General features: G+C 60.7%; 34 protein-coding genes. 20 read left to right on the top strand and 14 right to left on the bottom strand.

Going from position 1 to position 24,547, the window contains the following annotated elements; translation table 11 throughout:
• The first annotated feature begins 182 nt into the window (after positions 1 to 182).
• Positions 183 to 758: a hypothetical protein gene (locus tag Q0072_RS19805; RefSeq protein WP_298333396.1), complete on the top strand. Its 576-nt coding sequence runs from the start codon at positions 183 to 185 to the stop codon at positions 756 to 758.
• Positions 759 to 926: 168 nt separating this feature from the next.
• Here Q0072_RS19805 and Q0072_RS19800 read toward each other — a convergent pair whose 3' ends face one another.
• Positions 927 to 1,253: an iron-sulfur cluster assembly accessory protein gene (locus Q0072_RS19800; protein ID WP_298333395.1), complete on the bottom strand. Its 327-nt coding sequence runs from the start codon at positions 1,251 to 1,253 to the stop codon at positions 927 to 929.
• A 250-nt stretch (positions 1,254 to 1,503) separates the two neighbouring features.
• Here Q0072_RS19800 and Q0072_RS19795 point away from each other — a divergent pair, with 250 nt between their 5' ends.
• Positions 1,504 to 2,679 carry a deoxyguanosinetriphosphate triphosphohydrolase gene (locus Q0072_RS19795; protein ID WP_298333393.1) on the top strand — a complete coding sequence of 392 codons (1,176 nt, stop codon included), beginning with the start codon at positions 1,504 to 1,506 and terminating at the stop codon, positions 2,677 to 2,679.
• Here the strand turns inward: Q0072_RS19795 and Q0072_RS19790 are convergent.
• From Q0072_RS19790 to Q0072_RS19775, 4 genes are read right to left on the bottom strand one after another with little or no spacing between them, the layout of a single operon-like run.
• Positions 2,674 to 2,952 carry a type II toxin-antitoxin system RelE/ParE family toxin gene (locus Q0072_RS19790; RefSeq protein WP_298333391.1) on the bottom strand — a complete coding sequence of 93 codons (279 nt, stop codon included), beginning with the start codon at positions 2,950 to 2,952 and terminating at the stop codon, positions 2,674 to 2,676. The genes Q0072_RS19795 and Q0072_RS19790 overlap by 6 nt on opposite strands.
• A 2-nt stretch (positions 2,953 to 2,954) precedes the next feature.
• Positions 2,955 to 3,251 (bottom strand): type II toxin-antitoxin system RelB/DinJ family antitoxin, encoded by a 297-nt coding sequence (locus Q0072_RS19785; protein ID WP_298333389.1) that lies wholly within the window; start codon positions 3,249 to 3,251, stop codon positions 2,955 to 2,957.
• A gap of 57 nt (positions 3,252 to 3,308) precedes the next feature.
• Positions 3,309 to 3,695, bottom strand: coding sequence for a VOC family protein (locus Q0072_RS19780; RefSeq protein WP_298333387.1), 387 nt, complete (start codon positions 3,693 to 3,695; stop codon positions 3,309 to 3,311).
• The gene (locus Q0072_RS19775; RefSeq protein ID WP_298333385.1) at positions 3,692 to 4,447 is read right to left on the bottom strand and encodes a GGDEF domain-containing protein; all 756 of its coding nucleotides are present in this window, start codon (positions 4,445 to 4,447) and stop codon (positions 3,692 to 3,694) included. The genes Q0072_RS19780 and Q0072_RS19775 overlap by 4 nt, the downstream gene beginning before the upstream one ends.
• Positions 4,448 to 4,561: 114 nt before the next feature.
• Between Q0072_RS19775 and purE the strand changes: the two genes are divergently transcribed.
• Together purE and Q0072_RS19765 are read left to right on the top strand one after the other, a co-directional pair.
• On the top strand, positions 4,562 to 5,056 hold the full coding sequence (purE, locus tag Q0072_RS19770) for a 5-(carboxyamino)imidazole ribonucleotide mutase (protein WP_298333383.1): 495 nt from the start codon (positions 4,562 to 4,564) through the stop codon (positions 5,054 to 5,056).
• Positions 5,057 to 5,060: 4 nt separating this feature from the next.
• Complete coding sequence (locus Q0072_RS19765) at positions 5,061 to 6,137, top strand: 5-(carboxyamino)imidazole ribonucleotide synthase (protein WP_298333381.1); 1,077 nt, start codon at positions 5,061 to 5,063, stop codon at positions 6,135 to 6,137.
• 92 nt (positions 6,138 to 6,229) lie between these two features.
• Here the strand turns inward: Q0072_RS19765 and Q0072_RS19760 are convergent, their stop codons facing one another.
• Both Q0072_RS19760 and Q0072_RS19755 read right to left on the bottom strand, forming a co-directional pair.
• Complete coding sequence (locus Q0072_RS19760) at positions 6,230 to 6,451, bottom strand: sensor signal transduction histidine kinase (protein ID WP_298333379.1); 222 nt, start codon at positions 6,449 to 6,451, stop codon at positions 6,230 to 6,232.
• Between the two features lie 74 nt (positions 6,452 to 6,525).
• Positions 6,526 to 7,173, bottom strand: a complete 648-nt coding sequence (locus Q0072_RS19755; RefSeq protein WP_298333377.1) for a COQ9 family protein — start codon at positions 7,171 to 7,173, stop codon at positions 6,526 to 6,528.
• 277 nt (positions 7,174 to 7,450) lie between these two features.
• Here Q0072_RS19755 and rpsU point away from each other — a divergent pair, with 277 nt between their 5' ends.
• Both rpsU and Q0072_RS19745 read left to right on the top strand, forming a co-directional pair.
• Positions 7,451 to 7,684, top strand: a complete 234-nt coding sequence (gene rpsU / locus Q0072_RS19750) for a 30S ribosomal protein S21 (protein WP_041659477.1) — start codon at positions 7,451 to 7,453, stop codon at positions 7,682 to 7,684.
• Positions 7,685 to 7,810: 126 nt separating this feature from the next.
• The gene (locus Q0072_RS19745; protein ID WP_298333375.1) at positions 7,811 to 8,206 is read left to right on the top strand and encodes an acyl-CoA thioesterase; all 396 of its coding nucleotides are present in this window, start codon (positions 7,811 to 7,813) and stop codon (positions 8,204 to 8,206) included.
• 1 nt (position 8,207) lies between these two features.
• On the opposite strand, the gene Q0072_RS19740 is transcribed toward Q0072_RS19745, so the two are convergent.
• On the bottom strand, positions 8,208 to 8,504 hold the full coding sequence (locus Q0072_RS19740; protein ID WP_298333373.1) for a BrnA antitoxin family protein: 297 nt from the start codon (positions 8,502 to 8,504) through the stop codon (positions 8,208 to 8,210).
• Complete coding sequence (locus Q0072_RS19735) at positions 8,491 to 8,772, bottom strand: hypothetical protein (RefSeq protein WP_298333371.1); 282 nt, start codon at positions 8,770 to 8,772, stop codon at positions 8,491 to 8,493. Before Q0072_RS19735 ends, Q0072_RS19740 begins: the two co-directional genes overlap by 14 nt.
• A gap of 95 nt (positions 8,773 to 8,867) precedes the next feature.
• Between Q0072_RS19735 and Q0072_RS19730 the strand changes: the two genes are divergently transcribed.
• Positions 8,868 to 9,356 (top strand): hypothetical protein, encoded by a 489-nt coding sequence (locus Q0072_RS19730; RefSeq protein WP_298333369.1) that lies wholly within the window; start codon positions 8,868 to 8,870, stop codon positions 9,354 to 9,356.
• Between the two features lie 28 nt (positions 9,357 to 9,384).
• Here Q0072_RS19730 and Q0072_RS19725 read toward each other — a convergent pair whose 3' ends face one another.
• From Q0072_RS19725 to Q0072_RS19715, 3 genes are all read right to left on the bottom strand, one after another.
• On the bottom strand, positions 9,385 to 10,050 hold the full coding sequence (locus Q0072_RS19725) for a hypothetical protein (RefSeq protein ID WP_298333367.1): 666 nt from the start codon (positions 10,048 to 10,050) through the stop codon (positions 9,385 to 9,387).
• Between the two features lie 72 nt (positions 10,051 to 10,122).
• A complete protein-coding gene (locus Q0072_RS19720; protein WP_298333365.1) occupies positions 10,123 to 10,836 on the bottom strand; it encodes a hypothetical protein in 714 nt (237 codons plus the stop codon).
• 43 nt (positions 10,837 to 10,879) lie between these two features.
• On the bottom strand, positions 10,880 to 11,365 hold the full coding sequence (locus Q0072_RS19715) for a hypothetical protein (protein ID WP_298333363.1): 486 nt from the start codon (positions 11,363 to 11,365) through the stop codon (positions 10,880 to 10,882).
• A 118-nt stretch (positions 11,366 to 11,483) separates the two neighbouring features.
• Here Q0072_RS19715 and Q0072_RS19710 point away from each other — a divergent pair, with 118 nt between their 5' ends.
• The 11 genes from Q0072_RS19710 to Q0072_RS19660 all read left to right on the top strand — a co-directional run bounded on the left by Q0072_RS19710 (position 11,484) and on the right by Q0072_RS19660 (position 21,296).
• Positions 11,484 to 12,908 carry a hypothetical protein gene (locus Q0072_RS19710; RefSeq protein WP_298333361.1) on the top strand — a complete coding sequence of 475 codons (1,425 nt, stop codon included), beginning with the start codon at positions 11,484 to 11,486 and terminating at the stop codon, positions 12,906 to 12,908.
• A 61-nt stretch (positions 12,909 to 12,969) separates the two neighbouring features.
• Positions 12,970 to 13,893: a glyoxylate/hydroxypyruvate reductase A gene (locus Q0072_RS19705; protein WP_298333360.1), complete on the top strand. Its 924-nt coding sequence runs from the start codon at positions 12,970 to 12,972 to the stop codon at positions 13,891 to 13,893.
• Between the two features lie 71 nt (positions 13,894 to 13,964).
• Positions 13,965 to 15,509 (top strand): amidase, encoded by a 1,545-nt coding sequence (locus Q0072_RS19700; protein ID WP_298333359.1) that lies wholly within the window; start codon positions 13,965 to 13,967, stop codon positions 15,507 to 15,509.
• A gap of 108 nt (positions 15,510 to 15,617) precedes the next feature.
• Positions 15,618 to 15,971 carry a hypothetical protein gene (locus Q0072_RS19695; RefSeq protein WP_298333357.1) on the top strand — a complete coding sequence of 118 codons (354 nt, stop codon included), beginning with the start codon at positions 15,618 to 15,620 and terminating at the stop codon, positions 15,969 to 15,971.
• Positions 15,968 to 16,534 (top strand): hypothetical protein, encoded by a 567-nt coding sequence (locus Q0072_RS19690; protein WP_298333356.1) that lies wholly within the window; start codon positions 15,968 to 15,970, stop codon positions 16,532 to 16,534. The genes Q0072_RS19695 and Q0072_RS19690 overlap by 4 nt, the downstream gene beginning before the upstream one ends.
• 77 nt (positions 16,535 to 16,611) lie before the next feature.
• Complete coding sequence (locus Q0072_RS19685) at positions 16,612 to 17,112, top strand: hypothetical protein (protein ID WP_298333354.1); 501 nt, start codon at positions 16,612 to 16,614, stop codon at positions 17,110 to 17,112.
• Between the two features lie 110 nt (positions 17,113 to 17,222).
• On the top strand, positions 17,223 to 18,089 hold the full coding sequence (gene motA, locus Q0072_RS19680; protein ID WP_298333352.1) for a flagellar motor stator protein MotA: 867 nt from the start codon (positions 17,223 to 17,225) through the stop codon (positions 18,087 to 18,089).
• A gap of 205 nt (positions 18,090 to 18,294) precedes the next feature.
• Complete coding sequence (locus Q0072_RS19675; RefSeq protein ID WP_298333350.1) at positions 18,295 to 18,516, top strand: hypothetical protein; 222 nt, start codon at positions 18,295 to 18,297, stop codon at positions 18,514 to 18,516.
• Between the two features lie 88 nt (positions 18,517 to 18,604).
• Positions 18,605 to 20,332, top strand: a complete 1,728-nt coding sequence (mnmD, locus tag Q0072_RS19670; protein WP_298333348.1) for a tRNA (5-methylaminomethyl-2-thiouridine)(34)-methyltransferase MnmD — start codon at positions 18,605 to 18,607, stop codon at positions 20,330 to 20,332.
• Positions 20,333 to 20,402: 70 nt separating this feature from the next.
• Positions 20,403 to 20,891 carry a DUF6491 family protein gene (locus Q0072_RS19665; RefSeq protein WP_298333347.1) on the top strand — a complete coding sequence of 163 codons (489 nt, stop codon included), beginning with the start codon at positions 20,403 to 20,405 and terminating at the stop codon, positions 20,889 to 20,891.
• 12 nt (positions 20,892 to 20,903) lie between these two features.
• Entirely contained in the window at positions 20,904 to 21,296 is a 393-nt protein-coding gene (locus tag Q0072_RS19660; RefSeq protein ID WP_298333345.1) for a DUF6491 family protein, read from the top strand.
• Here the strand turns inward: Q0072_RS19660 and Q0072_RS19655 are convergent.
• Positions 21,293 to 21,709, bottom strand: coding sequence for a response regulator (locus Q0072_RS19655; protein ID WP_298333344.1), 417 nt, complete (start codon positions 21,707 to 21,709; stop codon positions 21,293 to 21,295). The two genes, Q0072_RS19660 and Q0072_RS19655, sit on opposite strands and share 4 nt — an antisense overlap.
• A gap of 120 nt (positions 21,710 to 21,829) precedes the next feature.
• Between Q0072_RS19655 and Q0072_RS19650 the strand changes: the two genes are divergently transcribed.
• Together Q0072_RS19650 and Q0072_RS19645 are read left to right on the top strand one after the other, a co-directional pair.
• A complete protein-coding gene (locus tag Q0072_RS19650; protein ID WP_298333342.1) occupies positions 21,830 to 22,252 on the top strand; it encodes a hypothetical protein in 423 nt (140 codons plus the stop codon).
• Between the two features lie 16 nt (positions 22,253 to 22,268).
• On the top strand, positions 22,269 to 22,655 hold the full coding sequence (locus tag Q0072_RS19645) for a hypothetical protein (protein WP_298333340.1): 387 nt from the start codon (positions 22,269 to 22,271) through the stop codon (positions 22,653 to 22,655).
• A gap of 33 nt (positions 22,656 to 22,688) precedes the next feature.
• Here Q0072_RS19645 and lepA read toward each other — a convergent pair whose 3' ends face one another.
• The gene (gene lepA, locus Q0072_RS19640) at positions 22,689 to 24,491 is read right to left on the bottom strand and encodes a translation elongation factor 4 (protein ID WP_290793020.1); all 1,803 of its coding nucleotides are present in this window, start codon (positions 24,489 to 24,491) and stop codon (positions 22,689 to 22,691) included.
• Between the last annotated feature and the right edge of the window lie 56 nt (positions 24,492 to 24,547).

Here is a 24,547-nt window from a genome sequence, read left to right as displayed (position 1 = left end):
GGCAGGGTCGAGGCTTGCGCCGCGCTGGTCGATTAACAACACGAACCTTTTCGCGTTGACGATCCCTCAAACCCGTTGTCATCTGTTGTGCATGCGATGGGAAATCGTCACGGGGAAACACCGGGTCATCGGCCGCCCCCGGTCACCTGTGGCCAAGCCTGTCAGCAAGCGGGGAGGGAAAGATGAAGATACGTGTATTGCTTTTGCTGTTTCTGGCAACAAGTCCCGTTGTTTGCCACGGCGAAGAGACGAAATCTGTGAGCATGGAGTTGCTGGAAAAGTTTTCTTCTGACTTGAATGAATTCAGCTCATTAGAAAAATTTGAAAAATACGGAAATTTAAAACTTAAATTAAGTCATACCGACGTTTTTCGCGATATTTATGAATGTTTTGATGACTCTTTTGATGATCAATTTGATTGTGCATACAGTGTAAATCGAGGCGATAACGGAAAAATATCGTTCGGATTCTCTATAATGTTAAATGACAGGGACGGGACGCTGAGCTTCAAGGAGGCTGATTTATTTATAATTAGTAAGGGCTGGAGTCGCACCTATATCCCGAAGCCTGTCTGCGGGAGTTATCCATGTGACTATTCAGTTAGGTATAAAAAAAGGCAGAGAGAGTTAATTGTTGGAAGATATGATTGTTACCCAGATACATTAGACGTGCAATTCTCCCAGAATGGCAGGCCCAAAGATGAGGAAATTGACTATTCTCTTAAATCAATAAGTTATTTCACTCTAATTGAGCATTAAGTCAGAATAAATTTTAATGATTTATTCGAATTAAAGGTGAGTGGTGTCTGTAGGCTCGTTTTATGGCCTTTCTGGTGACAGGCCCCGCCTTCGGGGCGAGTTTTGGGTGCAGGGGCTGTGCCCCTGCCCGCCGGAGGCTCTTCAACCGCCAGAAAGAGGCACCAAAAATCAGATCGAGAAGCTGACACCGCAGCCGCAGGACGATTTGGCCTGCGGGTTGAGGATTTTGAACTGTGCGCCGACCAGTTCTTCGACATAGTCGATGATAGACCCGGCCAGCAGGGGGGCGGAGACTTCGTCGATCAGGGCCTGAGCGCCGTCATAGGCGACGACCGTATCGCCGTCTTCGGGCGCTTCGACCAGATCGAGCTGGTACTGGAAGCCGGAGCAGCCGCCACCTTCGACGGCGACGCGCAACAGGATCGGGTGCCCGGCGTCGGCGGACAGGCGGTTGAGGTGGCGCGCGGCGCTGGCGGAAAGCGTAATCGGGTTCATGGGGCCAATATAGCGCGGGGCGGGCGCGAGTTTTAGAGGGTTAGAGCGTATTTTGTTCAAATTGAATCGAAACGCCGTTTGGCGTAACAAAATATCGCTCTAAATTTTTGGTTTGCCGCGCTCTTTTTCCCGAAAAGTGCGTCCCAATTTTCGGAAAGCGCTCTGAGCGAATATTTCTCATGAATTTGCATTGCAAATTGGCGCGCAGAGGGGGATTTAGGGCGTAAGTTCCACTCCGAAAGACCTGCCCGTGCACGATCCGCTGATCCTGACGCTTGCGCCCTATAGCGAAAACCATGCCCGTTCGCGCGGGCGGTTGTACAGCGAGCCGGACAGCCAGACGCGCACGGCCTTTGCGCGGGATCGTGACCGGGTGATCCACTGCACGGCGTTTCGGCGGTTGAAGGGCAAGACGCAGGTGTTTGTGGCGGGGCACGGCGATTATTTCCGCACGCGCCTGACGCATTCGATTGAGGTGTCGCAGGTGGCTCGGTCTTTGGCGCATACGCTGGGGGCCGATCAGGATTTGGCCGAAACCATCGCCCTGTCGCACGATATGGGCCATTCGCCCTTTGGTCATGCGGGCGAGGACGAGTTGCACAAGATGATGGAGCCGTGGGGCGGCTTTGATCACAATGTGCAGACCTTCCGCATTGTGACGCGGCTGGAGCACCGCTATCCGGCGTTTGAGGGGCTCAATCTGGCCTGGGAGACGCTGGAAGGCGTGATCAAGCACAACGGCCCCGTGGCGCACAAGCTGGGCCAGCCGGCGTGGAAGGCCGTGGCCGATTTCAGCGATTTCTGGGACTTGCGCCCGGAAACCTATGCGTCGCTTGAGGCGCAGATTGCGGCGATTTCGGACGACATCGCCTATAATAACCACGATGTCGACGATGGTCTGCGGGCGGGGCTGTTTACGCTGGCCGATCTGCGCGACATTCCGCTGATCGGACCGGCGATTGCCGAGGTGGAAAAGGACTGGCCACTGATCGATCAACGGTTGTTGCGGCTTGAGGCCATCCGCCGCGTGATAGGCTTTATGATCCGTGATGTCTGTCTGGAGACCGGGCGGCGCCTGAAAGAGGACGGCATTGAAACGGCCGAGGATGTGCGCCGCGCCGGGCGTCAGATGGTGGCCTTTTCGCGCACGGTGAATGAGGATCTGTCGCGTCTGCGGGCCTTTCTGTATGCGCGCATGTACAAGCACTATACGGTCAATCGTCACCGCTCACAGGCGCGGCGCGTGCTGAATGACCTGTTCCGCCTCTATATGGAGGAGCCGGAAGTGCTGCCGCCCAACTGGTACGGGCGGGTGTGCACCAAGGATACCGAAACCCAGCGCGCCCGCGTGGTCTGCGACTATATTGCCGGTATGACGGATGCCTATGCCATCGAACAGCACAGGCAGTTGTTTAGTATATCATAGGGGCCATTGCCGGGCCGCGTGAAGCACACGCAAAATTCTTACCGTGAGTTCGCTGACCTCGTAGATGAGGATATAGGGCAGACCGCTGACGACGCATTCGCGGGTGCCGGGAACCCGTCCCGTCCGACCGCTGAACGGAAAGTCAATCAGCTGGGCGGCCTGACTGGCGATGGCGCTATCGACCCGTATGGCGGCCGACGGGCTTTCGGCTTCGATATGGTCAAATATCGCGTCGCGATCCTGATAGGCGAGGCGCGACCAGTGCAGGTGCATGCTCAGCCTTTATTCGCTTGCTGAGCCTTCGCGCGGCGGGCAGCGAAATGCGCTTCGACCTCTTCATGAGGCATATCCGGGCGCGGGTCGTTCAGGGCTTCGTGCACCTTGGCCTTGAACCAGGCCTCATAGGCGGCGGTGTCAGCCGTCAGGCCTGCGGGCAGGGCACCATCATGAGCTATGCGCGTCAGGAGAATCCGTACAGCGTCCGACACGGTCAGCCCCATCTTTTCAAGGACTTCACCGGCGCGGATTTTAATGTCGGACTCGACACGGGTCTGGACAGGGACGGTTGCCATGGGAAACCTCTCGAAATACCACCTGATTGTAATGCAGTTGCATTACAATCGCCACCTCTATTTCGGCTCAAGCAAGTCCCACAGATTGCCGAAGCGGTCGCGGAACACGGCCACTGTGCCATAGGCTTCGTGGCGCGGGGCTTCGGCAAAGATCGCTCCGGCCTGTGAAAACCGCGCATGGTCGCGGGCAAAGTCGTCGGTGAACAGGATCAGGAAGACACGCCCGCCGGCCTGATTGCCGATGGCGGCGCGTTGAGCGTCATTCGACGCCTTGCCCAGCAGCAGGCGCGTTTCGGTTGCACCCGGCGTGGCGATCAGCACCCAGCGCTTGCCGCCACCGAGGTCAGTATCCTCGATCAGGTCGAAGCCCAGCCCGGTGCAGTAATGGGCGATGGCCTCATCGTAATCGGGCACGACGAGGGTAACAGCGGCTATGCGACTCATCTGGACGATTTCTTGACCAGAAACATCGCGGCATCGGCTTCGGCGATCCATTCTTCGGCCGAGGCCTGACCTTCGTAGGCGCGCACACCGAACGAGCCGCCGACGCGCAGGTACAGGCCCTGATATTCAAAGGTGGCGATATTCAGTTCGGCCTCAAGCTTCTGCGCCTTGGTGCGGGCGACGGAGACATCGGCGTGGCGCAGCAGGATGGCGAATTCGTCGCCGCCCAGCCGCCCGACCGAATCGCCTTCGCGCACATTCGCGTTGAGCCGCTCAGCAATGTGGATCAGCGCCTTGTCACCGGCGGCGTGGCCATAGGTGTCGTTGATGGCTTTGAAGCCGTCCAGATCGAGATAGATCAGGCAGGCCGGGTCGCCATAGCGGCGGCCATCCCCCATGGCGCGGCCCAGATCCCGCAGGAAGGCGCGGCGGTTGAGGGTCGGCGTCAGCACATCGTGATCGGCGTGGTGCTCAGCCAGCGCCACCTGCTCGGTCAGGGCCTTGATATCGGCCTTCAGACGGATGTTTTCACGGATCAGGCTGTCGATCAGGGTGCGCGCCGCCAAGGGCCATTCATCCCCCGTCTGGGGCTCCGGCTCCGGCGCGGGCGGGGCAGGGGCGGGGGCCGCAACAGGGCGAGGGGCACCACCAAACTGGCTTTGCAGCAGGGCCTGCATCGACGCTGTCAGTCCGCCCGCGGACAAGGCGGAGGGCTCAGAATCGGCAGAGGCTGAGGGCGGCAAGGCGGTCATGCACTCAAGATTAGCGGCGTTTGGGGCGCGAAGCGAGTGCTATTTGCACAGACGCCCCTTGCAGGTCGGGGCCTAATCCTATAGTTCGCGGCCTTTCAGCTTTCGGAGGTGGGCATGACCGCGTCGAAACCCAGAGTCGCCATCATTATGGGCTCGCGCTCGGACTGGCCGGTGATGAAAAAGGCCGCCGAGGCGCTGGACGGGCTTGGCGTGACCTATGAGGCGCGCGTTGTCTCGGCGCACCGCACGCCGGAGCGCATGGTCGAATTTGCCAAATCCGCCAAGGCTGAGGGTTTTCAGGTGATTATCGCCGGTGCCGGTGGGGCCGCCCACCTGCCGGGTATGACGGCGTCGCTGACGCCGCTGCCGGTGCTGGGCGTGCCCGTGCCGGTGCGCGACGGGCTGAAAGGCCTCGATTCGCTCCTGTCGATCGTGCAGATGCCGGGCGGTGTGCCCGTTGGTACGCTGGCGGTCGGCGAAGCGGGTGCGAAGAATGCCGGGCTTCTGGCGGCGCAGATTCTGGCCCTGTCCGATCCCGAACTGGCGACGCGCATCGAGGCTCTGCGTCAGGCGCAGACCGACGGTGTGCCCGATAGCGTTGAGGACTAAACCATTGAAACCGCTGCCTTTGGGGTCAAGAATCGGCATTCTGGGCGATGGTCAGCTGGGGCGTATGCTGTCGCAGGCGGCGTCACGGCTGGGTTTCAAGGTGGTGGTCTATGGACCCGACGCCGAATCGCCGGCGGCCAGCGTCTCGGCGGTGTCCAAGGTGGCGCGCTATACGGATGAAGCGGCGCTCGACCGCTTTGCCGCGGCGTCGGACGTGATTACGTTTGAATTTGAAAACGTACCCGTCGCCTCGCTCGACTATCTTGTGTCCAAAGGCGCGAAGGTAGCCCCTAATGCGCGGGCGCTGGGTATCACGCAGGATCGTATCCTCGAAAAGCGCTTTGCCCGTAGCGTCGGCATAAACACCGTCGATTTCTATGAGATCAACAGCCTTGATGACCTCGAAAAGGCGATTGCCGCCAATGGCTTGCCCGCGCTTCTGAAGACGCGCCGCGAAGGCTATGACGGCAAGGGGCAGGTGTGGATTCGCGCCGCCGAAGAAGCGAAGGCCGCCTTCGACAGCCTCAATGGCCGCCCGGCGATTCTGGAGGCGAAGGCCGATTTTCAGCGCGAAGTCTCGGTGATCGCGGCGCGCGGCTATGACGGCACGGTAAAGACCTATCCGGTGGGTGAAAACCACCACGTCAGCGGCATCCTTTCAACGACCCTGGCCCCGGCGATGGTGTCGGACACCTTGAAAGAACGCGCCGAGACGATTGCCAGGAAGGTGCTGGAAGGTCTTGATTATGTGGGCGTTCTGGGCGTCGAGCTGTTTGTGCTCGAAGGCGATGAGCTGATCCTCAACGAGATCGCGCCGCGCGTGCACAATACCGGCCACTGGACGCAGGATGGCTGCCTGTGTGATCAGTTCGAGCAGCATATCCGCGCCGTGGCTGGCTGGCCGCTGGGCGATACGACGGCGCGTTTTCAGGTCGAAATGACCAATCTTCTGGGGCCGGATGTGCTGGCCTGGGAAGCCCTGTCGCAGGAGCCGGACTCACGGCTCTATGTTTACGGCAAGGATGATCCGCGTCCGGGCCGCAAGATGGGCCATATCAATCGGTTGAAGGCGAGTCTCTAATCTCCCCAGCCACTAACGCCGTGAGTAGCAAGACTCTATAATTATTCATATTATTTTGAATCGGACTCTGAATACATCACTTCACACCCCGCTTATCGTTTATTATTCTTGCCTTCAATTTTCTCACCAAGCTTTTCAATAAATTTATAAAGATAATGGAAGGCTACACACGCGACCATGAAGCCGACACCTGTCAATACATTGAACCAACTCGCCCTGCCGTAGCCGAAAGTCATTTCATACAGATAACTGAGGGTGATTATAGTCGCCACGCCAAAGGAAATGATGATTGGTATCTGAAAAAACCAGCGCACGTTTGTAGCCTTTCTTTACTGACACCCTAAGGGAGGCGTAGCGGCAGCAACACTATGGAACGTAAAGGCTAAGATCAGGCCGCCGCCCCAAAGCGCAGCCTGCCCAGAAATTCCACGGCCCCCAGCAGCGCGTCTTCGGGCTTCAAAGGCAGTTTGGCCTTGAATTTTTCAAACGCCATCACCTGCTCGATATTGCGGGCGATCTGCTCGTGCTGGGCCTCAGCCCCTTGCGTCAGGCGCGTCATCAGCGCCGTGGCGAGAATCCCCGACACGATGGCGCGTTTGGAATAGTGGTTTTCGTCCAAAGCCTTATCGCCCGCCTGACGCCACACCAGATCAGCCGAGTCCCACAGCAGGCGGCGGTACAGCCCCAGATGCTGCGGCAGGCACAGGTGCCCGATCAGGCGGTGCGTGGCGCGTTCATCGGCGCAAGCGGCGTCGATGCGGCGGTTGAGCAGGAAGCCGATGCGTTCACGCACCTTCATCGCAGACAGTTGCGCCTCAATCTCATCGCCCACAAGCGCCGCATCGCCCTGACGCCACAGGATGGCCGCGATGTCCGACGGCCCGTTGGGGCAGATCAGTTCGACCTCGGCGGGGCTGAGGCCGATTCGCGCACCCGCGACGCGCACGGTAACGCGGGTCAGGCCCAGATCGGGCATCAGCTCAGCGCAGGCCGTGGCCAGTGACTGTTCCAGTTGGGTAAGGGTATTTGCGGACATGCCCCAAGAATAGGCCCAAGCCCGCCCCGCGCCAAGACCAAATCGCGCCTGCGTCAAAAGGCAACATGCGGACAAAATGCGCAATCGGGCATTTTTCAAAGGCGGTGCGGCTTGAATTGGGCGCGGGCATGATGTAATGGCTTCGCCCACACGCCCGCAGACCACGGTTTGCGGGCAGCTTGTTTTCACCCTCCGCCCTTTTATGGCCCGAACTTCAAAAGGGCGAGGCGGTCCGTCGCAAGGCTTTACGGCCCGGCGGAACAGACAGAATGGAGAGATACCTCTGGTACAGATCTTTGTCCGCGACAACAACGTCGATCAGGCCCTGAAGGCGCTGAAGAAAAAGATGCAACGTGAAGGCTCCTTCCGCGAAATGAAGCGTCACGTCCACTACGAAAAGCCCTCTGAAAAGCGCGCTCGCCAGCAGGCCGAAGCCGTGCGCCGCGCCCGCAAGCTGGCGCGCAAGCGTCTGCAACGCGAAGGCGGTGCGACCACGGGCCGCTCGAAGTAAGCCTTACGGACACGATCCGATCTTTAAAAAGCGTCGAAGCCTTAGCTTCGGCGCTTTTTGTTTGGTTTTTTTGCATTGCAAAAAGTCAAACCTGCGGCAATGAATAGCGGCATGTGGGGTAAGTCGATGAAACACCAGAAAGACACGCAGCCGAACGAGGCGCTGATTGCCATTCGTACCATCGCCATGCCGGCGGACACCAATCCGGCGGGCGATATCTTCGGCGGCTGGCTGATGTCGCAGATGGACCTTGCAGCGGGTAATGTCGCCGCGCGCCGCGCCGTGGGCCGCGCCGCGACCATTGCGGTCGAAGCCATGACCTTTCATACGCCGGTGCGGGTGGGCGACGAAGTGTCGGTCTATGCCGAGTTGATCTCGACCGGGCGCACCTCGATGAAGATCCACGTACAGGCTTGGCGGCGCTCACGCGACTCCGACGTGCGTATCAAGGTGACCGATGCTGACTTTACCTTTGTCGCCATCGACGAAAACGGCAATTCGCGCCCGCTGCCGTTGCCTTGAATTACGGCATAGCTTTGCGCAGGGCCTCGTTCATGCGGCTCTGCCAGCCCGCGCCGGTGGCGCGCCAGGCGGCCAGAACATCGGCGTCCAGCCGGAGATGCACCGACTGTTTCGGCGTCTCCAGCGGCGGGCGACCGCGCCGGATAGAGGCCGCCAGTTCGGGGAAGACCTCGGCAAACGGCCGCATATTGGCAAGCTGTTCGTCCGTCAATTCGGGGTTGTCGGGGTCAGAAGCGATCATGGCCTGAATGCGCGCCTCTTCAGCGTCGCTAATCGGCGGGATTTTAGTCTTCGGCATGGTTCTTCCTTTCTTTTTTGCTGGCCGGGCGCATCGAAATCACAGTGAGCGCTTCTGTGCCCAGCGGGCGGAAGACGACGGCGACAACAAGCTGATTATCGAAATAGCCGACGGCGACGAAGCGGCCCAGCTTCGCATCCGCGATACGTGCGGCCCGAAAAAGCCGATCGTCAGGTCGGCAAAATCCAGCCCGTGCTTTTCGAGGTTTCTCAGACGCTTCGGTTCGTCGTAAGTGATCAGCATAATTACTGTGTACACGATAATTCATGGCGGGTCAATTATCGTGTCGTAACACTGTCTTTATAAAGACGTTGACCAAAGCCGCGCGCCTTGTCATTTTCTCCGCCAGTCAGGGAGGCAGAAATGGCCAAGGCATCGGTAACAGACCGGCTTGTCACGTGGTTTACCGTGTGGGACGAGGACAAGACGCGCAGCGTGCTCAATATCACGCTGGCCGTGCTGACGGGGCTTCTGTTTGGCATGGTGCTCGATACCATCCTGCGTCAGGTCGGCAACTACATGTTCCCGCCGCCGCCGACCTTCGATATGGCCAGCCCCGAAGACATCGCCAAGCTGCTCGATACGGTGCCGGCGGACGCCTATATCATCAAGATCATCTCATGGGCGCTGGGCACCTTTGGCGGCGGCTATCTGGCCGTGCGTATGGCTAAGGTCGGCGCCTTTCCGGCTTGGATCGCTGGCGTACTGCTCGTGTCAAGCTACATGATCCATATGAGCTTTATCCCGCACCCCACCTGGGTGGTGCTGATCTGCCTGCCGCTGTGCGCCGTGTCGGCCTTTGCCGCGGGTCTGCTCGGCAACTATATGCTGATCCGCCAAACGCGCGGTTAAGACGCGCGGTTAAGGCAAGTCGCCGCCTCTATTTCGGCTTGGCTTCGATCCTGAGCAGGGTGGGGGCCTTGTCCAGCGTCACGCGCGCGGCCGTAGCTTGCGCCGTCGGTTGAAACACCGGATGACCGTCCTTGGTCTTCGGCAGGGCCACGCCCTTGCCATCGGCCCCGATAGCCTGCCCGCCCGCTGCCCCGACAAACACGATGCGGTCGAGATTGGGCACCGCCAGACTCATCACACCGGCGGCCTTTTTGGCCCCGGCGCGCGCCTGATCGACAGCCTTCTTGAGGTCGGCAGCGGCATAGGCGGCCGCAGGGGGCAGGGCGGCGGCGATCAGCAGGTTGAGGCCGATCTTGCTGCCGTCCGGGCGAGTGACCGTAACCGGGGCCTTGGCCTTCAGCGCCGCAACGGAGGGCAGGGGCGTCAGGGTGTTGTCTGCGGCCACGTTTAGCGGCGTCTCGCCATTATGCTTAAGCACTAGCCGGATATCCGACAGCTTGGCCCCGGTGACGGCCAGCTTGTAAGCCAGTCGAAAATGCGTGCGCTCGGCAGACGGCAGGTTCAGATAGTTGAGCAGAAACGGGAAGATGTCCGTGCACGGCACGTCCTTGGTTTCGGCCCGCGCCGCTGAGGCGCCCACGACCGCCAGCGCCGCCGCCGACCCTACGAATCCCCGTCGATTGAAAACAGTCATGAACCACCCCGCAAAACAGACGATCCCGAACTGTGGTTCGGGATCGCGGCAAAATCACGGCTATCTGAAAATCTATTTGGCGCGGTCGTCAATGCCTATCCGCGCGGGTGTGGCATCAAAGCTGACGCTGACCGCACCGGGATAGTCCGTGGGCACCAGATAGGGGGTGCCGGCCGGATAGGCGTCATCAACGGCGGATTTCGGCAGCACCTTCTGGCTGCCGTCGGCCATCGTCACGCGCGCATTGCCGGAGCCGACAAAATACAGCCGGTCGAGCTTGGGTTGCGTTAAGGCCAGCACACCGCCGACCTTACGCATCACGCTGTTGCTCTGCGTCACCGCCTTGGCCAGCGGCGCGACCGTCATGGTCTTCGCCGGGGTCTCGGTGGCATAGACACGCACGCGCATCGACACACCCTTTTCCGGCCCATTCACCACCACCGTAGCCCCGCCGCGCAACTGCGCCAGCGTCGGCAGGGGCGTGATGCGCCCGTCACCGCCGATGTTCAGCTTCTGGCTCTGGCCATTGTGCCTGAGGACGATGCTGGCGCCTTGCGTGCCGCCCTTGATCTTCAGGATATAGGCGACGGTGATCTCATCGCGCTCTGAGGTCGGCAGGGCGAGGAATTTCGACAGGAAGGGAAAGGCCTGATCGGCAGAGATTTCGCGCTGGGTCTGCTGCGCCACGGCGCTCAGGGGGATCAGCCCGGCGGCGGCCGGCGTCAGGCACAGGGCAGCAGCCAGCAGGGCAGGCTTGGCGACTTTGACAAACATAGGCAGGTCCATCTTTCTGTTCTTTCTCTCGTTCTAGCCTATGCCTTTTACAAAATTAAGGCTGAACCGCAGATGAAGAGATAAGAAAGGCATCAGGAAGGGGCAGGTTTTGAACGTCGGCAGGGTGCCCCCAGCGCGGCGACAGGCCATTGAGGCCGCGTACCCAGTCCTCGACCATGGCCGCCTGCTGCTCATAGCCGTAGTCTGTAAAGGTTTTGCCGGGGGTGAGGCGGTAGCGGTAGCGCCCGCGTTCGCGCCACAGATAGCGCCACAGGGTCAGGCCGTGGGCGTACTGCCACACATGCGTCAGCTCGTGCGCCAGCAGGGCCAGAGCTTCCGGACGGACCGAAAGGTCAGCGGGCAGGTCCGGCCAGAATATCCTGCGTCCGCGCACCACGATAAGCGGCCCGCGCCCGACCGCCTGCGACAGCCACGACAGCGGATGCGCCCGCCGGATCAGCCGCACGCCCTCGACCGGCACGGCAGCGATCAGTCCCGCGGGCAGGGCGGCTATTTCGGAAAGGGTGAGGGATCTACGCATAACGGTGTGATATGAAGAGCACGCTTTGAATGTATTTTGTTACATTTGCACATTTTAAAGTTGAAAAAGCGCGAGGCTCATGGTCGCCTGTCCGTCTTTAATCGGGTGGGGTTACATCATGACAAACCGTATTTTATTCGCCTTCGTCTGCGTCATTGCTTTCCATACGTCGGTGGCCAACCTGTCGCAAGGGCAGGGTGTTTTTGACACGGCGCAGGCACAGGTCAAAACAGAGGACGCAGAAAAGGCAGAAAAAATTAGAATTGAAAATAAACAATACAACAAAATTGGCTGGCCGCCATCATTCCAAGATGGTGTTGTTTGCTACTTCAATACGACGTACGACCGTAAAGAAGGGGATATCAATCAGTCTCCGGGGAACTATTCTCCTGATATGGGCTCGGAGGATCTCGGAAAGGCTGTTGAGGTCGTTCAGACCTCGTGGTTCCGGCGTTCGGCCTGTATGCGGGATATCCGCCGTACCAATGCCTTCCTGTCTTCGCTGGGAGCGGTGGGTTATCTAGCCAGCAAGGACAACACGACCCCGGCCATGTCAAATGGCTTTGCTACCTTGGCGCTGGCGGCGGTCATTAATGACCAGTTGCGTTCTGTGTCACCTTTGTCGCGTTTCTACACCGGGGCGGTGACCGGAACCCACCTTGCCGGACATCGCAACACTTTTGTCAATAAGCGTGTAGAGCGATTGAATGATATCGTGCTCAGCGACGTCAGTGGTTGCAAAAATACCTTGGAATTGCAGGAAAGGGCCACAAGGCTCACTGCTGCGGCCAATACTGTGTTGAACAACAAGCCGAATACTGATCCTGTTCCCGGCCTCGTGAATAAATACAAGATGAGCGTTGAGGAGTTTAAACGCTGGTGCGAAAGCTACCGGACTACGCAATCCAACTTTTCACTGTTTAAGGAGTCTCAGAGAGATATTCTCAATAAATTCAACGGAGATCGCGTTGGTGCCTGGCTCAGATACAAGCAGTTCGTTAATACGGTAGGCCAGGAAAACCGTCCTACAGCCTATTCAGCCCTGAGCCGCATCATCACTACTCCTTTTGATGTCGCGAGCAAGCTGTTGGGTGGGGGGGATGACAGCCTCGTCCTGCGGAATGCCGGCACCGTTCAAAGCAAGTCGGTCATGGCGATGGAGATGCCGTTATTGAATTTACAGGCTATTTCCATCCCTAAACCAGGGCGGGCCAGTTACTCTATCGAGCTTGATTACCAGCAGACCCGAGATGCTCTTCAGCCGTATTTCGATCTCTACTGTGCCAAGGGCAAGGCGGGTGCCGCCACCAAGGCTTGCAAGGATTATAACAACCTGAATGTCAGCGCAGAATTGATAAGCAGCGCAAAAGAATGGCACGACGCTGATGCCAAATGGCGCAAGATTGATGCCTATTTCACGGAATTGCAGACGGAAAACGCGAGGCGCTTCCTGTGGATCAATCTCGACAACGGTACGGCCTCGGTCGGTGTCGAAAGTCTGACCGCAACGGACGCAACGGCGGGGTCTAAACCTCAGCCCTGAGCCATTGACGCCCACATAAGGACGCCCGCATAAGGGTGTCCTTAGGGTGCGGAGAGGTGTTGTGTATGCCATCGTCTTTACAGGTCGCGTCTGCGATGCCGAAGCGCGGGCATGGATTGCCGCCCTGTCTGCGGCCCTGCCGGATATGCCCGTCGTGCCGTTGAGCGACGCCGATCCGCAGGCGGTTGAGGTGGCGGTGGTGGCCAATCCCGACCCGACCCTGTTGCAGACCCTGCCGCGTCTGAAATGGGTGCACAGCGTCTGGGCCGGGGTGGAGCGGCTGGTGGCCGAGTTGCCGGTGGACCTGCCGATTGTGCGGCTGGTCGATCCGGAACTGAGCCGCGTCATGGGTGAGGCGGTACTGGCCTGGACGCTCTACCTTCAGCGCGACATGCCCGCCTATGCGCGTCAGCAGGCGGCGCGCCAGTGGCATCAGCGGCCCTATCGTGCGCCTTCTGAGATGACAGTCGGTGTGCTGGGGCTGGGCCATATGGGTCTGACGGCGGTGGCGCGGTCGCGGGAGGCGGGGTTTCGCGTCATCGGCTGGAGCCGAACGCCGAAAACCGCCGATTTTGAGGTGTTTACGGGCGCGGACGGGCTCAAATCACTGATGTCGCAGGCCGACATAGTGGTCAGCCTGCTGCCTTCGACGCCGGACACGCGGAGGATTCTGAACGCCGAAACCCTGGGCTGGCTGCCGCCGGGGGCGGGGCTGATCAATTTCGGACGCGGCGCGGCGCTGGATATCGACGCGCTCTTGCAGGCGCTGGACCACACCCTGTCGCACGCCGTGCTGGATGTGTTCGAGTCCGAGCCTCTGGAGGCCGCGTCGCCCCTGTGGAACCATCCGCAGGTGACGATCCTGCCGCACATCTCCGCCCCGACCAATGTAAAGACGGCGGCGCAGGTGGTCGCGGATAATCTGCGTCGCTGGCGGATGACAGGTGAACTGCCGCCGACGGTTGAGCGCTCGCGCGGCTACTGAGTCTGCAACGTCTTGCCAGATACGGTCTCGCGTGTAACCTTTCTCAGGCAACGACTGGAGGGCATTGGGTTATGAAGCGACTGGTATCTGTATTGAGCATCGCCCTCTGTCTGGCCGGGCCGGTTATCGCCGCACCCAAATCCGATCCGGTACGCGAAGCCTCCGTCGATCAGCTCCAGGCGGCCATGACGCGCGGTGAGCTATCGGCAGAGGCCATCACTAGGGCCTCCATCCGCCGCATCGAAGCCTATGACAAATCGCGCCAACTCAATGCGGTGATCGCGCTCAATCCCGATGCGCTGGCCGAAGCGCGCACGCTGGATGCCGAGCGCAAGGCGGGCAAGGTACGCGGGCCACTGCACGGCATTCCTGTCCTGATCAAGGACAATGTCGAAACCAAGGACGCCATGCCCACCACGGCGGGTTCGCTGGCGCTGAAGGACAACATGACAGGGCGTGACGCGCCGGTGGTGGCGAGGCTGCGGGCCGCAGGTGCGGTCATTCTCGGCAAGACCAACCTGTCGGAATGGGCCAATATTCGCTCGACCCGTTCGATGAGTGGCTGGAGCGCTGTGGGCGGCCTGACCGGTAATGCCTATGATGCGCGCCGTTCGGCCTGTGGCTCCTCGTCGGGCAGCGGTACAGCGGTGGCGTGGAGCTTCGCCGTTCTGGCCGTCGGGACGGAAACCGATGGTTCGGTCGTCTGTCCGTCGGCCATGAACGGTCTGGTGGGACTGAAACCTTCCATGGGGCTGATTTCGCGGACGCATGTCGTGCCCATCTCGCACACTCAGGATATTCCTGGACCAATGGGGCGTAGCGTGCGCGACGTGGCTCTGATGCTGTCGGCCATGGCGGGCAGCGACCCGGCCGACCCGGTGACGCAGGAAGCCGATGCCCGCAAGGTGGACTATGCGGCGGGCCTGTCGCCGGATGCCCTGAAAGGGGTGCGTATCGGCGTGCTGCGCGACCGTACCGGCGGGCCGGGCAAGGTCGAAACAGCCTTTAACGCCGCGCTTAAACATCTGGAAGCGGCGGGGGCCGTGCTGGTCGATATTACCGACTCCTCGGTCGAGGGGCTGGACGCTGCCGAACTCAGCGTACTTCAGACCGAGTTGAAGGCCGATCTCAATGCCTATCTGGCGACCACGCCGGCGGCTGTCAAAACGCGCACCCTGTCGGAGATCATCGCTTTTAACAAAACCGAGGCTGCGCGCGAAATGCCCTTCTTCGGGCAGGAGTTTTTCGAAGCCGCCGAAAAGACGAAGGGACTGGATGACCCGGCCTACAGGGTCGCCGCCACCCGCGCAAAAACCTTTGCGCGCAGCCATATAGACGGGCTTCTGAGCGCCTATGGCGTGTCGCTTCTGGTTGCGCCGACCTATGGCCTGCCGTGGCTGTCGGATGAGGTCAATGGCGATCAGTTCTCCGGCCCCTCGGCCAGTCAGTGGCCCGCCATGTCCGGTTATCCGCACCTGACCGTGCCGATGGGGCAGGTGCAGGGTCTGCCTCTGGGTATGTCGTTTATCGGTACGCAGTGGTCGGACGCGCAGTTGCTACGCGCCGGTTACGCCTTTGAGCACGTGGCGAAGGCGCGGGTGGCTCCCACCCAATAAGGTAATACGTCTTGAGGTGTTTTTGACGGCGGGTGACCAAGGCCGCGCCTTCATCCTTATGCGGTTGGGCGTAGGGTACGCAGACAAAGCTGTTCTGCCGAGGATAAGATGACCCGCCGTATCGTTCCTGTCGCCACCCAGGTGCTGAGCCTTCTGCCCTTTGCTCAGGCGGTGACCGGGCGTGCACCGTCGGCTAAACTAAAGCGCAATCCGAAAAAGTGGATGCCACTTTTCGGAAAAATTGCGCGACCACACAAAAACTTAGAGCCATTCGGCGGCTCAGCTAAGCCGACGGATGCTCTAATCGCGGCGGCGGGCCTGATCAATACGCCCTATGCGCGGCGGGTAGCTCCCGGCCTGAGCGGTCTGATCAGCGTTGGTCTGGCCGTCGTGGCGATGGCCGGCTTCGTCAGGAACATCCAACGCCGTAAGACGACACGGATCAGCGGGAGGCGGAGATGAGCGCCGTTTTCGCGCCTGATGCCGCCTTATGGGCCCGGCGCGCGCTGGGCCTCAGCCTGTGGACCGCCGGGGTGGTGCTGACCGTGGGCAGCGGGGCGGTCGCGGCGCGCATCGCCACCTTCGACGGCTCCGTGCTGACACAGGTCGATGAACGCCGGGACCCGCGCGCTGTGTTCCCCGCCACGGAAGCCGTAGAGCGCGATGTGCTGGATGTGCGTCCGCTGGTGGTGGAACCGCTCACCCTCGCCAGCGTCTGGCCCGCGACGGATGCCTTACCCCCACCCGAAGAGGCGTCTTCGGTCGGCTCTGAACCCTCTGCGGCGGCGGATATGGCCTATGTATCGCCGGACGCCAGCGACGCGGCGGCTCTGGCTGAGGCCACGCGGCCCCGCGCCGTGCCGGGCGTCATCGAATGCACCGACACCTGTTTCGACGCCCATCAGGCGGCCACCGACACCGTCGAAACCGCGGGTGGCGACACCACCTCCCTGCCAGCCGTGACGCCCGAGACGGCGGCCAAGCCGGAGACAGTGGCGCTCGATGACCTGTTGCCCCGCCGCTGAGCCCGTCAGCCTATGGACGAGGGTACGGGGCGCGGGTTAGGATACCCCCTCTGAAACGCGACGAGGAGGGGCGCATCATGTACGGGTCGAAAGTCAAAAAAGGGCTGGTCAGCCTTGCGGTAATGGCCGCACTGGGTTTGGGGGCTCAGGCGCATGCCCAGACCGCCACCCCCGTTCCGGGTGATGCACAGGCGGCCGCGCTCAAGACCTGTATTGCCGGGGCGGTGACGGCGGAAGATGAACGCCTGATCCTGCGCTACGTCTTCTTCATGATGGCGCGCCACCCCGACGTCTCGCGCTATGCGGCTATTTCCCAGGACGAACGCACGGCCCTTGACCGTGACGTCGGGACCATGATGACGCGGCTGATGGTCGATCAGTGCGGGGCTGAAATCCGCGCCATCTATAAGACCGGCAACAAGAATGTTATTGAGGCCGCCTTCGGTGAGGCCTTTTCGGGCGTCGGTGAGCGCGGCATGAAAGACCTGATGGCGCATCCCGATGTGCAGGTGGCCGCCATGGGGTTCGTCAGCTATATGGATATGAACAAGCTGATTAAGCTGTTTATGGCGCAATAGGGGGTCCCAAAAAGGTCTTTCATTAACCTTAGGCGTTAACCGGAAACCGCCTCTTAAGATTTGGCGGGTTAAGGTCGGAAGAATCACGAAGTTCTCCGGACCCCGCCTGCATGTTTCAGATTATCGGTATTGTCGTCCTGTTTGCCACGGTGTTCGGCAGCTATCTGTGGTCCGGCGGGTCCATGGCGCCGATTCTGCACTCCCTGGCTTACGAACTTACGGGCATTTTGGGTGCGGCCATTGGTGCCACGCTGATCGCCAATGACATGCATACCCTAAAGGGAATGGCCGGCGGATTGGGTAAGGTGTTCAGCGGTCCCAAGTGGAAGGGCTCCGATTATCGCGATCTTCTGTCGCTGTTGTTCCAGCTGACCAAGACGATGAAGGCCAAGGGGGTCATCGCGCTGGAAAGCCATATCGAAAAGCCGCACGACTCCTCGATCTTCTCGCGGTACCCCAAGATCATGAAGGACCACTTCGCCATCGACTTCATCTGCGACACGCTGCGTATGATGACGATGAACCTCGAAGATCCGCATCAGGTCGAGGACGCGATGGAAAAGCAGCTCGAAAAGCACCACCACGAGGCTGCGCATCCCGCTCATGCTCTGCAAAACATGTCAGACGCCCTGCCGGCGCTGGGTATCGTTGTGGCCGTTCTGGGGGTTATCAAGACCATGGGTGCCATCACCGAGCCGCCGGAAGTGCTGGGTGGCATGATCGGCGGCGCGCTGGTCGGCACCTTCCTTGGTGTTATGCTGTCCTATGGGCTGGTTGGGCCGTTCGCGGCCCGTCTCAACGGTATCGTTGAAGAAGAAGGCGCCTTTTACAAGATCATTCAGGCGGTGCTGGTGGCGCACCTGCACGGCAATGCGGCGCAGATTTCGGTCGAAATCGGCCGCGGCAACATCCCGTCGGGCGCGCAGCCGTCCTTCGCGGAAATGGAAGAAGCGCTCAATAACATCCCGAACGAATAGGGTAACCTTAACAGGGGCAAACAGGGCCTCTGAAAAAGCCGCAATTCTCCCCTCAGGCGTATTTTGAGGGAGAATGGCGGCTTTGTTGCGAGAGGTGATCACATATTTGTGAAAACACCTCTTGCGAGACTCAGCGGTTTTGCGTATGAAGGAGTCGGGCGCAGTTGCTAGGCGCTCTAACGTTAGAATCTAAGGATCTGGATCCATGACCTCTGAAATCGTCCGCAAGGCCCTGCTCGCCGCCGCCGCCGTCGCCGCTCTGTCGGTTGCCGCTTGCTCGAAGCCGGCTGAAGAGCCCGCCACCACCGAAGAATCCGCTCCGGCTGACGCTTCGGCTGACGCCTCGGCCACTGTCGAAGCTTCGGAAGCCGCTTCGCCGGCCGCCGTCGAAGCTCCGGCTGCTGAAGCTCCGGCTGCTGCTCACTAATCCCCTGCGCCTCACGGCGCTGGATTAGACAAGAGTTTGGAAGAGGTCGTTCCCGGGAACGGCCTCTTCTTTTTTGTGCGTGAGCCCGATGACCGACGACCCCCAGCTTTTTTTTGCCGAAGATGGTAACCCGCGTTCGGCGCGTTTCGATGACATCTACTATTCCTTGCAGGACGGTCTGTCGGAGACGCGCGCGGTGTTCCTGAGCGGCTGTGGCCTGCCTGACGGGTGGGCCGGGCGTCGCCATTACACGGTGGGCGAACTGGGGTTTGGCACCGGGCTCAATATCGCCGCCCTGATGCAGCTGTGGGCCACCCATCGCCCGCCGCAGGGGCACCTGCACCTGTTTTCCGTCGAAGCCTATCTGATGCCGCGTGAGGCCGCCGCCCGCGCGCTCGCCAGTTGGCCGGAGCTGGCGCCCTTTGCCGAGGCGATCATCGCCCGCTGGCCGCCGCAGCGGCGCGGCTTTCACCTGATGACCTTCCCCGAATGGGGCGTGACCCTGACGCTGGCCCTGATGGATGTGCGCGACGCGCTGAGCCAGTGGGACGGGCAGGCCGATGCGTGGTTTCTCGATGGGTTTTCCCCGGCGCAGAACCCCGACATGTGGGCCGATGACGTGCTGAACGCCGTGGCCGCGCACAGCGCGCCGGGGGCCCGTCTGGCGACCTTTACCGTAGCGGGCTTTGTACGGCGCGGGCTTCAGGCCGCTGGCTTTGAGGTGTCGAAACAGCCCGGTTTTGGGCGCAAGCGCGAGCGGCTGGAGGCGGTGTTCTCCGGCGCGGTCGAAGCGCCTGTCGCGCCAGAGCGCATCGCTGTTATCGGCGGGGGCATTGCCGGAGCTTCAATCGTTCACGCCCTGCGCCATTACGGGCATTCGGCCACCGTATTCGATATTGGCCCGCAGGCGTCGGGCAATCCGGCCGGACTGGTCACGCCGCGGCTGGATGCCGGGGGCGGGGCGATCAGCGCGCTGTTTGCCGATGCGCTGTATGCCGCCACGGACCTCTATGCGCGCCTGTGCCCCGCAGCCGTGCTGGCGCAGGGGGTGCAACAAAGTTGCGCCGACGCGCGCGACGAAGCGCGCTTTACCAGGATCGCCGCCCAGTCTGACTTTGCGCCAGGTGATATGGCGGTCAATGCGGAAGGTCTCAGGATGGCGCGCGCCCTTTCGGTGCGACCGCCAGAGGTCGTCAAGGCGCTTCTGGGAGACGCAGTGGTGGTGGCCGAAACCGTTGTGCGCATAGAGCCCGGTGCGCCGGTGCGTATCGTCACTGACCGCGCTGCCCATGACTATGACCGGGTGTTTCTGGCCTGTGGCGACGGGATTTTCGATCTGCCGTGGGCTGAAGCGCTCGATCTGCGTCCCGTGCGCGGGCAGATCGAAACCGCCAACGCCCCGCCACCTGACCCGCAGCCGCAGGCTTGGGGGGGCTATTACGTGCCGATGCCGGACGGGTTTGTCTTCGGTTCGACCCATATTCGCGGCGATCGGGGTGCTGAGGCGCGTGACGATGATCGCGCCCACAATCTCGACACGCTGCGCGCCGTCCTCCCCGAAGCGGCGGACTTGGCCGCAAACGGCACAGAGTCGCGTGCCGCGGTGCGTGTCACCACCCGCGACCACCTGCCGGTGATGGGGGAGGTGGCGTCTGGCGTTACGGCCCTGAGCGGATTAGGGGCGCGTGGTCTGTGTCTGGGGCCGTTGCTGGGCATGGCGGCGGTGGCGCAGGCGCTGGGAGTGCCGTCGCCGCTGACTGTGGCATCCGCGCATCGGTTGCGCCCGGAAAGATTACAGGCTGTTCATAGTCATTAAATGGCCCGATTCCGCTCGCCTCATTGGAGATAATGGACCGTCGCGTGCGGTTTGGCGAAGGAGTGATGCGATGAAGACTCTGATGACTGTGGCAGCTCTCGCGGCCGCCGGGCTGACGACCCTCAGCCTGCTTCCGGCGCAAGCGCAATCTTCGGCGCAATCTTCGGCCTCCGCGCAGCCGGATCGCGAGCGTGAGGCCGCGACACCGGCGCAAAAGGAAATGCGCAAATGCTTCCGTAGCGATGATATCGACCGCTTTAATCCCGTTGATTCGCGTACCATGATCGTCGAAACCTATGGCCGCCAGAACTACAAACTGGAACTGAGCGGCGCCTGTATGGGCATTGAGGACGCCTTCCGTATTGGTATCCGGACGCGCGCCGGGGCGATCAATGTCTGCGGCGGCTTTGATGCCGAGGTTCTCTATTCCGAACCGGGATCGGGCCGTCTGGCGCGCTGCCACATCACTGACGTCAAAGCCATTACCAAGGAAGAAGCCGACCGTATCGAAGGCGTCACGCCGAAGACGGCGGAAAACAGGGACAGAGAAGGGACGTAAGAGGGTGCACAGATGAAAGCCATGATGAAACTGGCGGCAGTAGCCGTCGTGGTGACCGGCGGACTGGGGGCCTTGAGTCTGGCCTCTGCCGCGCCCGAAGATGCGCCCAAACCGGCGGGCAAGGCGCGGTGCCTGGACGCCAGCCACCTGAACCGCAAGATGGTCGTCGATAAGACGACGGTGCTGATCGAGGACAGTTTCGGGCGTTCGGCCCTGCTGAAGCTCTCGGCTCCCTGTCAGAACCTCGACGATCTGGACAAGATCGGCTTTGAATTTTTTGGCGGTACGCAGATTTGCGACCGGCGCGACGTCAAGATTCTCTATTCGCGTTTTGATGAGGCACCGGTCCGCTGTCTGATCGAATCCATCACGCCGTTGACGAAGGAAGAAGCCAGAAAGTACTAAAGATACAGGATCTGACCGGGGTTGGGGTTGTCCCGCCGCTGGATCACGTCCTCGCAGACTTGTCGGATGTCTTCAAACCGGAAGGGTTTGGGCAGGATGAAGTCCACCTTGGCGCGACGGGCGGCATTGAGCGAATGGCTGGCGGCCAGCGGGGCCCCCTTGCGAATGGCGGTCATCACGGCAATCGGGGTGTTTGGCGCGGCCTGACGATAGTCATCAATGTGATCGAGCGAGTTTTCATCGGCCATGAAGACGTCGATTACCAAAAGGGACCAGGTCTGCCGAGCCAGTTCGTGAAGGGCATTGGGGCGATTGGTGGCCAGACCGGGGGCAAAACCCGCGCGCTCGAACATGCGTCCGATCAGTTGCGCCTGAGTCAGGCTGTCTTCGATGATGAGAACACTGGGTGTCATGGGTACGCTCGTTGATATTACGCTGATATTAAAATTACAGCGTTCTGGTTAAGTAGTTTTGAATGTTCGGAAGGGTCAGCCGAATTTACCCGGACGAAAGGTTTGGCTAAGGAGAGACAAATGCGACGTTTGAATGGAAAGGCCCTGTTCGCCGTGCTGGGTGTTGTTGGCGGGTTGCTGGCCATGGGCGTCCTGCCCGTGAGTTCGCAGGCCGAGGACGGCAAAAAGACCCCGCCGCGCTGCGTGAACGGGCCGGGGATCGACACGACCGTTCTCGATCAGGAGACGATACTGGCCGAAGGCGCCGGCCGTGGCGGCGTGTTGATCAAGGTCGATGGCTGCCGGCTGACGCCCTATGATATTCTGGTGTTCGAATATCGCGGCTCGGTGCAGATTTGTGACCCGCTGGATGTGCAGCTTTCGGTGCGCCAGAGCGGCGACGGCGGCTTCAAGACGCCGTGCTTCGTGCAGTCGGTGACACCGGTCAGCGCCGAAGAGGTCAAGACGCTGCGCAAGCAGAAGTATCAACGCACGGATCGTTAAATTGATAGGGGGGCTTATGTCTCGGAGTCTTGTTTTAAGTGCGGTTGTGGCGGGTTTGTCGCTGGCGGGCAGCGCTGTGGCAGAGATATCGTCGGTGACCGAAACCGTCACGATCATCCCGCCACAGTCCTTTACCGGGGTCGTTGAGGTCATTGATAACGACCTGCTGATCAAATCCATCGGTGGTACGCACCGCTTTACCGGGGCGAGGGCCTGCAAGGGTCTGGTCAATGCACCTTTCGTCCATGTCCACATGACGGAACAGAAGATCGCTCTGGGTCACGGCGGGAAGGCGCAGGTGGTTTATGGGAACAGCATGGCCAGTACCCGCACCTGCGACGTGATCTATCAGGGACAATATAGCCCGCCGTCACTGCTCAAAGTGACTCCGCTGGAACTATAATCAAAAAGCCCGGAGCGATCCGGGCTTTTTTCATCAGTCATTGTCCATCTTCAGCGCGGCGATGAAGGCCTCCTGCGGTATTTCGACCTTGCCGAACTGCCGCATCTTCTTCTTGCCCTCTTTCTGCTTCTCCAGCAGCTTCTTCTTGCGCGTGGCGTCGCCGCCGTAGCACTTGGCTGTCACGTCCTTGCGCAGGGCGCGCACGGTTTCGCGCGCGATGATGCGCCCGCCGATGGCCGCCTGAATGGGGATGACGAACAGGTGCTGCGGGATGAGGTCCTTCATCTTTTCGCACATGCCCCGGCCGCGCTGTTCGGCGCGGTCGCGGTGCACCAGCATGGACAGGGCGTCCACCGGCTCGGCATTGACGAGGATCGACATTTTGACGAGGTCGCCTTCGCGGTATTCCTCAATCGTATAGTCGAACGAGGCATAGCCCTTAGAGATCGACTTCAGGCGGTCGTAGAAGTCGAACACCACCTCGTTCAGCGGCAGCTCATAGACGGCCATGGCGCGCGACCCGACGTAGGAAAGGTCGGTCTGGATGCCGCGACGGTCCTGACACAGCTTGATCACCGCGCCCAGATAGTCGTCCGGCGTGAAGATGGTCGCCTTGATCCACGGCTCCTCGATATGGTCGATCTTCACCGGGTCCGGCATGTCGGCCGGATTGTGCAGGTCGATCACATCGCCATTGTTCATATAGATCTTGTAGACCACGCTCGGCGCAGTCGCGATCAGGTCGAGATTGAACTCGCGGCTCAGGCGTTCCTGAATGATTTCAAGGTGCAACAGCCCCAGGAAACCGCAGCGGAAACCAAAGCCCAGCGCCGCAGACGTCTCCATCTCATACGAGAAGCTGGCGTCGTTCAGGCGCAGCTTGCCCATGGCCGAGCGCAGGTCTTCGAAGTCCGCCGCATCGACGGGGAAGATACCGCAGAAGACGACCGGCTGCACTTCCTTGAAGCCCGTCAGGGCCTGTGAGGTCGGCTTGCGCTCATCGGTGATGGTGTCGCCGACGGCCGCGTCCTGCACTTCCTTGATCTGCGCCGTGAAGAAGCCGACCTCGCCGGGGCCCAGCGCCTCGACATCGGTGGCCTTGGGCTGAAACACGCCCAGCTTGTCGATCTTGTACGTCGCGCCGGCGTTCATCAGCTTGATCTGCTGACCGGGCTTGAGGAAGCCGTCGAACACGCGCACCAGCACGACGACGCCCAGATAAGGGTCATACCAGGCATCGACCAGCAGCGCCTTCAGCGGGGCCGTGGGGTCGCCCTTGGGGGCGGGCAGTTTGGTGACAATGGCTTCCAGCACGTCCTCGATACCGATGCCCGACTTGGCCGAAGCCAGCACGGCCTCAGAGGCGTCAATGCCGATCACGTCCTCGATCTGGGCGCGCACGCGCTCCGGCTCGGCGGCGGGCAGATCGACCTTGTTCAGGACGGGGACGATTTCGTGATTATTGTCGATGGCCTGATAGACATTGGCGAGCGTCTGGGCCTCAACGCCCTGCGACGCATCGACCACCAGAATCGAGCCTTCGCAGGCCGCGAGCGATCGCGACACCTCATAGGCGAAATCGACGTGGCCCGGCGTGTCCATCAGGTTCAGGACGTAAGCCTTACCGTCCTTGGCCTTGTAATTCAGGCGCACGGTCTGCGCCTTGATGGTGATGCCGCGCTCGCGCTCGATCTCCATATTGTCGAGCACCTGCTCCTTCATCTCACGCGCGGTGAGGCCGCCGGTGAACTGAATCAGGCGATCGGACAGGGTGGACTTGCCGTGGTCGATATGGGCGACGATGGAAAAGTTACGAATTTGGGACAGTTCGGTCATGCGGGGGCGATAGCATGAACCGCAAGACGGGGGAAGAGGGCAGGGGCACGGCCCCT

Source organism: Asticcacaulis sp. (genome assembly GCF_027484505.1).
Taxonomy (GTDB): domain Bacteria; phylum Pseudomonadota; class Alphaproteobacteria; order Caulobacterales; family Caulobacteraceae; genus Asticcacaulis.
This window is presented reverse-complemented; position numbering and strand designations above follow the sequence as displayed.